Origin of the sequence: Paraburkholderia diazotrophica, from assembly GCF_900108945.1 — a bacterium.
GTDB classification, from domain to species: domain Bacteria; phylum Pseudomonadota; class Gammaproteobacteria; order Burkholderiales; family Burkholderiaceae; genus Paraburkholderia; species Paraburkholderia diazotrophica.
Genome location: NZ_FNYE01000001.1, coordinates 578,670 through 586,763 on the forward strand (window position 1 = coordinate 578,670; position 8,094 = coordinate 586,763).

8 protein-coding genes are annotated in these 8,094 nt (G+C 62.3%); 6 read left to right on the plus strand and 2 right to left on the minus strand.

What is annotated here, in order from left to right:
* Positions 1-130 precede the first annotated feature (130 nt).
* Together BMW76_RS40990 and galU are read left to right on the plus strand one after the other, a co-directional pair.
* Positions 131-274, plus strand: a complete 144-nt coding sequence (locus BMW76_RS40990; protein WP_177200287.1) for a hypothetical protein — start codon at positions 131-133, stop codon at positions 272-274.
* Positions 275-540: 266 nt separating this feature from the next.
* Positions 541-1,434, plus strand: coding sequence for a UTP--glucose-1-phosphate uridylyltransferase GalU (gene galU / locus BMW76_RS02685; RefSeq protein ID WP_090862410.1), 894 nt, complete (start codon positions 541-543; stop codon positions 1,432-1,434).
* Positions 1,435-1,516: 82 nt separating this feature from the next.
* Here the strand turns inward: galU and BMW76_RS02690 are convergent, their stop codons facing one another.
* Together BMW76_RS02690 and BMW76_RS02695 are read right to left on the minus strand one after the other, a co-directional pair.
* Entirely contained in the window at positions 1,517-2,179 is a 663-nt protein-coding gene (locus BMW76_RS02690; RefSeq protein WP_090862412.1) for a phosphoribosyltransferase, read from the minus strand.
* Between the two features lie 37 nt (positions 2,180-2,216).
* Positions 2,217-2,987, minus strand: a complete 771-nt coding sequence (locus tag BMW76_RS02695) for an IclR family transcriptional regulator domain-containing protein (RefSeq protein ID WP_090862415.1) — start codon at positions 2,985-2,987, stop codon at positions 2,217-2,219.
* A 352-nt stretch (positions 2,988-3,339) separates the two neighbouring features.
* Between BMW76_RS02695 and shiA the strand changes: the two genes are divergently transcribed.
* The 4 genes from shiA to BMW76_RS02715 all read left to right on the plus strand — a co-directional run.
* Positions 3,340-4,647 carry a shikimate transporter gene (gene shiA, locus BMW76_RS02700; protein ID WP_090862418.1) on the plus strand — a complete coding sequence of 436 codons (1,308 nt, stop codon included), beginning with the start codon at positions 3,340-3,342 and terminating at the stop codon, positions 4,645-4,647.
* 139 nt (positions 4,648-4,786) lie between these two features.
* Positions 4,787-5,632, plus strand: coding sequence for a BKACE family enzyme (locus BMW76_RS02705; RefSeq protein WP_090862421.1), 846 nt, complete (start codon positions 4,787-4,789; stop codon positions 5,630-5,632).
* A 27-nt stretch (positions 5,633-5,659) separates the two neighbouring features.
* Entirely contained in the window at positions 5,660-7,567 is a 1,908-nt protein-coding gene (locus tag BMW76_RS02710) for a bifunctional sugar phosphate isomerase/epimerase/4-hydroxyphenylpyruvate dioxygenase family protein (protein WP_090862424.1), read from the plus strand.
* A gap of 186 nt (positions 7,568-7,753) precedes the next feature.
* The coding region (locus BMW76_RS02715; RefSeq protein WP_143062195.1) for a porin at positions 7,754-8,094 on the plus strand (341 nt) is incomplete at its 3' end.

The window sequence follows — 8,094 nt, forward strand, 5'->3', positions numbered from 1 at the left end:
GAAATGATTCAATAATCCAGGATTGTTTTTCGATGTGGAGAGAATGGCGCAATTCGGTTAGCCGATGAAATTATTTGACGCTTTTTTCATGTTAGGTTAATGCCGGCAAACTTTTGACAGGGGTAGGGTCATGAACCTGCATTTGCTCGCCGGCGTCGCCGTGCTGTTGCTGTTAATAGGCGTTTCCGCATATCGCGAGGCGCTGCGCAACGAGCCGATCAGCCGTATCCGGATGACTCCGGAAAATATGCCGCAATTCGAGGACAACGAGTGAGCGTCGCGCGCCCGGATGCGCACGTGCGACCACGTGCCATAAGCAACATTTACGTCGCACATGTAAATTGATTGAATCAGTCGCGTCATTATTTCCGAATGTATTTCATATAATGGTTTGGCCCGCGAAATGAATCAATAAATAATTGTGGAGCCGTATTGACGGCTCATTTCGACTAATTTTGCGCCAGTCTTTTCTGGGCACGACATCGCGCCGCCTGTCCTGGCGATTGCATACATTCAATCAACCGAGTGGAAATGCACACCATGCTGAAAGTCACCAAAGCCGTCTTCCCTGTTGCGGGTCTCGGAACACGTTTTCTGCCCGCCACGAAGGCGAGCCCGAAGGAGATGCTGCCCATCGTCGACAAGCCGCTGATCCAGTATGCGGTCGAAGAAGCGATTGCCGCGGGCATCACCGAGATGATCTTCGTCACGGGCCGCAGCAAGCGCGCAATCGAAGATCACTTCGACAAGTCCTATGAGATCGAAGCGGAGCTTGAAGCGCGCGGCAAGGAGCAATTGCTCGAACTCGTGCGCAGCATCAAGCCTTCGAACGTCGACTGCTTCTACGTGCGTCAGGCGGAAGCGCTCGGCCTGGGCCATGCCGTGCTGTGCGCGGAAAAACTGGTCGGCGAAAGCCCGTTCGCCGTCATTCTCGCGGACGACCTGCTGCACAGCGAACAGCCTGTGATGAAGCAGCTCGTCGACGTGTTCAACCACTATCACAGCTCGGTCGTCGGCGTCGAAACCATTGCGCGCGAGACGAGCCGTTCGTATGGCGTCGTCGACGGCAAGGAATGGGAAGAAGACGTGATCAAGCTGTCGGGCATCGTCGAGAAGCCTGCGCCCGAGAAGGCGCCGTCCAATCTCGGCGTGGTCGGTCGCTATGTGCTGATGCCGACCATCTTCCGCCACATTCGTGCGCTGAAGCCAGGCGCCGGCGGCGAGCTGCAGCTGACGGACGCATTGGAATCGCTGCTGACGGAAGAGCAGGTGCTGGCCTACCGTTACTTCGGCACGCGTTTCGATTGCGGCAGCAAGCTCGGCTATCTGAAGGCAACCGTCGAATTCGCGCTGCGTCACCCGGAAGTGCGCGCGGAGTTCGAGGACTATCTGCAAAGCTATCTGCCGATGCATCTGACGGCAGCCGCCGCCTGAAAGCAGCGTCTATGGCAGCGCCATCGCCTCTATCCGCTGTCGCCTTGTGCATCGGTGCGCGCGAGTGCACGCGTGAGCCGCTTCACGCGTGCCCGCTCGCCGGCGAGGTGCGTGCGAGTATTGCGCGCACGTCGTCGTCGGTGGTTTCGCCGAAATCCGCATAGAACTGGCTCACGCTGAAGAACAGTTCCGGCGACGCCACGCAGATGAATTCGTCGACATCGCCGGCGATGCGTTCGGCCGCGTCATACGGCGCAACGGGCAACGCGGCGACGATCCTGGCCGGGCCGCGCGCACGCAACGCGCGCGCGGCCGCCTTCATCGATGCACCCGTGGCGAATCCATCGTCGACGATGACGGCAACGCGGCCCGCAACGTCGACGCTCGCGCGCTGCGGATCGCGAAAGAGCGCCTCGCGCCGCGCGAGCTGCGCTTTTTCGTCCGCCAGCACGCGGTCCAACTCCTCCTGCGAAACGCCCGTCTCGCGCATCAATTCTTCATCCAGATAAAGCGCATCGCCCGATGCGATCGCCCCCATTGCCAGTTCCGGTTGCCAGGGCACGCCCAGCTTCCTGACGACGAGCACGTCGAGCGGCGCGCCGAGCGCGCGCGCCACTTCATACGCGACAGGCACGCCGCCGCGGGGCAGCCCGAGCACGACCACATCATCGCGCTGCGCGTATTGCTTCAGCTGATCGGCGAGCGCGCGGCCCGCGTCGGCACGATCGGCAAATCGACAGAACATGATTCGCTCCCACGTCCGCTACAAATCCGTTCATTCACTATAGGACGTTGAGCATAGCGAGTGCCGACTCCTGCAACGGACGCAACACGCGATTCAACGCGACTTCCGTCGTTTCCTTGCCCATCGGCATGTTCGTGCTGAGCGCCGCGACCACTTCGCCATGGCGGTTCTTCATCGGCACGGCCACGCCGCGCACGCCGATATCCAGTTGCTGCTCGATCACCGCGAAGCCGTCGGCCTGCGCGCGGCGAATCTTTTCAAGCAGCCCCGTTTTGTTCGTCACCGTGTGCGGCGTGAAGGGCGCGAGCTCGGTCTCGTTGAGCCACGTCTGCATCGCTTCCTGATCGCGGTGATACGCGAGCAGCACGACGCCCGGCGACGTGAGCGGGGCAGGCACGCGCGCGCCGAGCACGAAGCCCGTCGTCATCACACGCGACGTGCCGTTGCGCGCGATGAACACCAGTTCCCAGCCGTCGAGCACGCTCACATACACCGACTCGTTGATCGCCGCGCTCAGTTGCTGCAAATAGGGCTGCACGGTCCTCGGCAGACGCGCCGAGTCGAAATACGACCAGCCGACGCGCAGCACGCGCGGCGTCAATCCGTACAGCTTGCCGTCGCCCTGCACGTAGCCGAGATGTTCGAGCGTCAGCAGATAGCGGCGCGCGGCCGTCCGCGTCATGCCCGTCAGCTGCGCGGCCTGGCTCGGCGTGAGGCGCGCGTGCTCGCTGTCGAACGACTCGAGAATGGCGAGCCCTTTTTCGAGCCCGGCGATCCAGTCCCGTTTGTCCAGTGGCGGTCGGTTCATAGCAATTACCCTGATTCTGCGCGTTTAACGCATCTGTACGCGCGATTATCGCGCGAACGATGCGTTTTGTTCTTGGGTCGGCGGACGTTTCCCTCATAGCATCCAATCACGCGCCGGGACACCGCCGGCGCGCCGGACGACAACAAATCCTTGGAGACACACGATGACCGCCCCGATGTCCCGCCTGGTGCTAACCCGAAAAGCGCGCGCTGAGCGCACAGGAGCGTGCGATTATCGAACGCTTTCGTCATCGGGAGCATTGCCCGCCCACTGACGCCTGCCTATTCTTGAGCCACTTTCAGCGCCCGGCTCCGCAACCCGCGCTGCAAACACGATATCCGAGACATCCGTCATGACTTTCGCCCTTCGTTCCACCGAATCCCCGACGTATGTGAGCGCCGAAAAGAGCCGCGCGCGCAAGGCCGCTCTCGGCAGCTTCGTCGGCGCCGTCGTCGACTGGTACGACTTTCTGCTGTACGGCATCGTCGCCGCGTTGATCTTCAACACCGAGTTCTTCCCCAACATCAGTCCCGCGATGGGCACGCTCGCGGCGTTCGGCACGTTCGGCGTCGGCTTCCTGTTTCGTCCGCTCGGCGGCTTGGTGTTCGGCCACTATGGCGACCGCCTGGGCCGCAAGCGCATGCTCGTGCTGACCGTGATGATGATGGGCCTCTCCACTGCATTGATCGGCTTGCTGCCGACCTTCGCTTCGATCGGCTGGTGGGCGCCCGTGCTGCTCGTGCTGCTGCGCGCGATCCAGGGCTTCGCGGTCGGCGGAGAGTGGGGCGGGGCGGCGCTGATGGCCGTCGAGAGCGCACCCGAAAAGAAGAAGGCGTTCTATAGCAGCGGCGTGCAGGTCGGCTACGGCGTCGGGCTGATTCTCGCGACGGGCATCGTGTCGATCCTCACGTCGACGCTCGATAACGATGCATTCAAGGCGTGGGGCTGGCGCATTCCGTTCGTATTCAGCGTGGTACTCGTGCTGATCGGCCTGTGGGTGCGATCGAGCATGGAGGAGTCGAAGGAGTTCGTCGAGAAGGTCGAGAAGACACATCACCGCGCGCGCCTGCCCATCTTCGATGCGCTGCGCGAAAACCCGAAGGCGTTCCTGCTGATCATCGCGCTGCGTCTCGCCGAGCTGTTCACGATGTACATCGTGACGGCCTTCGCGCTCAGCTATTCGACAAGCAACCTCGGTATGCCGCGCCAGTTCTTCCTGAACATCGGTCTGCTGGTCGGCGCCGTCAGCATCGTGACGATCCCGCTCTTCGCGCTCGCCGCCGATCGCTTCGGCCGTCGACGCGTCTATATCACGGGCGCCGTGATCGGCATGCTGTCGGCTGTGCCGTTCTTTCTCGCGCTCGACGCGCGCTCGACGCTGTGGATCGTGGTCTTCGCCGTGATGCTCGCGAATATCGCGCACGACATGGTGGTGAGCGTCCAGCAACCGATGTTCACCGAACTCTTCGGCACCGAATTCCGCTATAGCGGCGCGGGCGTCGGCTATCAGGTGGCGAGCGTGGTCGGCGGCGGCTTCACGCCGTTCATCGCGGTCGCGCTGGTCAGCATAGCGGGCGGCTCGTGGCATCCCGTCGCCGCGTATCTGGCGATCGGCTGTCTGCTGTCGGTGCTCGTCGCGTGGAAGATGAAGACGCGCTAAGCCGCACGCTTCCCAACGCACGCGAGCATCACCCAGATACCGCATGCAGCTATCGTTCGCATGCATCGCGCCGCGGCTTGCGAACGACGGGTAGAACGCGGCGTACAGCATCACGCGTTTCATTGAAGAAGGTTTTGCCATGAATCACGATCCGAATCAGCCTTGCATCATCTCCGTCGCGATCACGGGCTCCGTGCCGCGCAAGAAGGACAACCCGGCCGTGCCGATCTCGGTGCCCGAGCAGATCGAAAGCACCCACGAAGCGTATGAAGCGGGCGCGACGCTCGTGCATCTTCACGTGCGCGACGAAGACGAGCGATCGAGTTCCGACCGCAACCGTTTCGCAGAGCTTCAGGAAGGCATCCGCAAGCACTGCCCGGACATCATCATCCAGTTCTCGACGGGCGGCCGCGGCCGTTCGTTCGAGCAGCGCGGCGCGATGCTCGACCTGCACCCCGACATGGCCTCGCTTGCGACGGGCTCGGTGAACTTTCCGACGACCGTGTACGAGAACCCGCCCGATTTCGTTCGCGCGCTCGCGCAGACGATGCTCGACTACGACGTGAAGCCCGAAATCGAAATCTTCGATCTGGCGATGCTGTACAGCACCGTCGATCTGGTTCAACAAGGGTTGTTGAAAGAGCCCGTGCACGTGCAGTTCGTGATGGGCGTGAAGAACGCGTTGCCCGCGCGGCGCGAGATTCTCGAATTCGAAGTGGCGCAACTGCACAAGCTGCTGCCGACAGCGACGTGGACGGCAGCAGGCATCGGCCGTCACCAGCTCGAAGTGAACTACTGGACGCTCGAAATGGGCGGTCACTGCCGCACGGGTCTCGAAGACAACGTGCGCTGGGACAAGGACACGCTTGCGAAGAGCAATGCGCAACTGGTCGAGCGCGTCGCGAAGCTGTGCGACGAGTTCGGCCGTCCCGTCGCGACTGCGAAACAGGCTCGCGAGATGCTGTCGCTCAAGCCCGCTGCATAGAAACGAATCTTCACTGACGTCATACCCATGCTTCGCTCCATTGCCACCGTGTCGGTCAGCGGCACGCTCGTCGAGAAGCTCGCCGCGATTCGCGCAGCGGGCTTCGACGGCGTCGAGATCTTCGAGAACGACCTGTTGTATTTCGACGGCTCGCCCGCCGACATCCGCAAGCGTTGCGCCGATCTCGGCCTGCAAATCATGCTGTTCCAGCCGTTTCGCGATTTCGAGGGCGTATCGAAGGAACGGCTCGCGCAGAACCTGAACCGCGCGCAGCGCAAGTTCGAATTGATGCATGAGCTCGGCACCGATCTCGTGCTCGTGTGCAGCAACGTCAATGCAAACGTGGTTGCAGACGATGCACTGATCGTCGATCAGCTCGGCCAGCTTGCAATGCTCGCCGAACGCGAAGGCGTGCGCGTCGGCTTCGAGGCGCTCGCTTGGGGCAAGCATGTGAATTCGTATCGTCACGCATGGCGGCTCGTCGATGCCGTCGATCATCCGAGCCTCGGCGTGATACTCGACAGCTTCCATACGCTGTCGATCGGCGACCCGATCGATCCCATCGCCGCCATTCCGGGCGACCGCATCGCATTCGTGCAGATCGCGGACGCGCCGTTGCAGAAGATGGACGTGCTCGAATGGAGCCGCCACTATCGATGCTTTCCCGGGCAAGGCGACTTCGACGTCGCGGGCTTCGCGGATCGCGTGCTCGCAACGGGTTATCGAGGGCCGTTTTCGCTGGAGATTTTCAACGACGGCTTTCGTGCCGCGCCGACAGCCGCGACGGCCGCGGACGGCTATCGCTCGCTGCTGTATCTCGAAGAGCAGGCCGCGCAGCGACGCGTCGCGCCTGCGGCACAGCAGCCGTTGTTCACGCCGCCCGCGCCGCCGTCGCATTCGGGTTTTCAGTTCATCGAGTTCGCCGTCGATTCGACGAGCGCGCCGCGTCTCGCGCAACGCTTTGCCGAAGCGGGCTTTCATACGGCGGGCCGGCATCGCTCGAAAGACGTGACGCTCTATCAGCAGGGCGGTGCGTCGATCGTACTCAACGCCGAGACCGATTCGTTCGCCAGCGAGTTCTTTCATACGCATGGACTGTCGCTGTGCGCGTCGGCGTTTCAGGTCGACGATGCAGCGCGTGTGTTCGAGCGCGCGACGTCGTTCGGCTATGCACCGTTTTCGGGCCGTGTCGGCCCGAATGAGCGCGTCGTGCCCAGCGTGCGTGCGCCCGATGGCAGCCTGCATTATTTCGTCGATGCGCGGCCCGACGAGCCGACGCTCTACGAAGCCGACTTCGTTCTGAACCCGCCCGCGCCCGATGCCGCGCATTTGCAGGCAGAGCAGGGCGCACTCCGTCGCATCGATCACGTGTGCCTGAACCTGCCCGCCGATGCGCTCGACACGTGGGTGCTGTACTTCAAGGCCGTATTCGGCTTCGAGGCCGAGCCCGCATGGCTGCTTCCCGATCCTTATGGACTCGTGCGCAGCCGCGCGGTGCGCAGCGCCGACGGCTCCGTGCGCATCGTACTGAACGCATCGCAAGACGGGCACACGTCCGTTGCGGAATCGTTGCATACGTATCGCGGCTCGGGCCTGAGTCACGTGGCCTTCGTCACCGACGACATCTTCGCCGCCGTCGAACAGTTGCGCGCACGCGACGTTCGGCTATTGAGGATCCCGCCAAACTATTACGATGACCTCGAAGCACGTTACGATTTCCCCGATGGCTTGGTGACCAGGATGCGCGATACCCACGTCCTCTACGACAGGGATGCGCAAGGCGGCGAGTTCTTCCATGTCTACACGGAGCAGATGGACGGCCGCTTCTTTCTCGAAGTCGTCCAGCGCAAGGGCGGATACGACGGATACGGCGCAGTCAATGCACCCGTGCGGCTCGCTGCACAAGCTCAGCGCAAGAACGGCTCGACGGCATGAAAGCGGTGCGCATTGGCAGTAACCCTTAGCGGTCCTCGCAATACCCCTGTTTTCCCGCATTAGTTCAGCTTTCCCGCATCACCACGCAGCATTGGCGGCGACGGTCTTCGTTTGTCCGTTCGTTTGTTCGCCGCCGACAGGCAATGCAAAGCATCGTCATAACAGTCAAACATAAAGGACCTGGAGATGAAAAGACGTTACCCCGAAGTCAAAGCGGCATTGGCCGGCGCAGCGATGCTGGCCTCGATCCCCGCGTTCGCGCAAAGCAGCGTGACGCTGTACGGCATCGTCGATAACGGCATCGGTTATCAGTCGAGCTCGACGACGCTCGGCTCGACATCGGGCGGCCACTCGGCGTTCAAGATGATCACGGGCGTGTGGGCAGGCAGCCGCTTCGGCCTGAAGGGCGCGGAAGATCTGGGCGGCGGCACGAAGGCGATCTTCACGCTGGAGGAAGGCTTCAGCGCGAACAGCGGCGCGATGTCGACGAGCAACCTGATGTTCAGCCGCCAGGCGTTCGTCGGCGT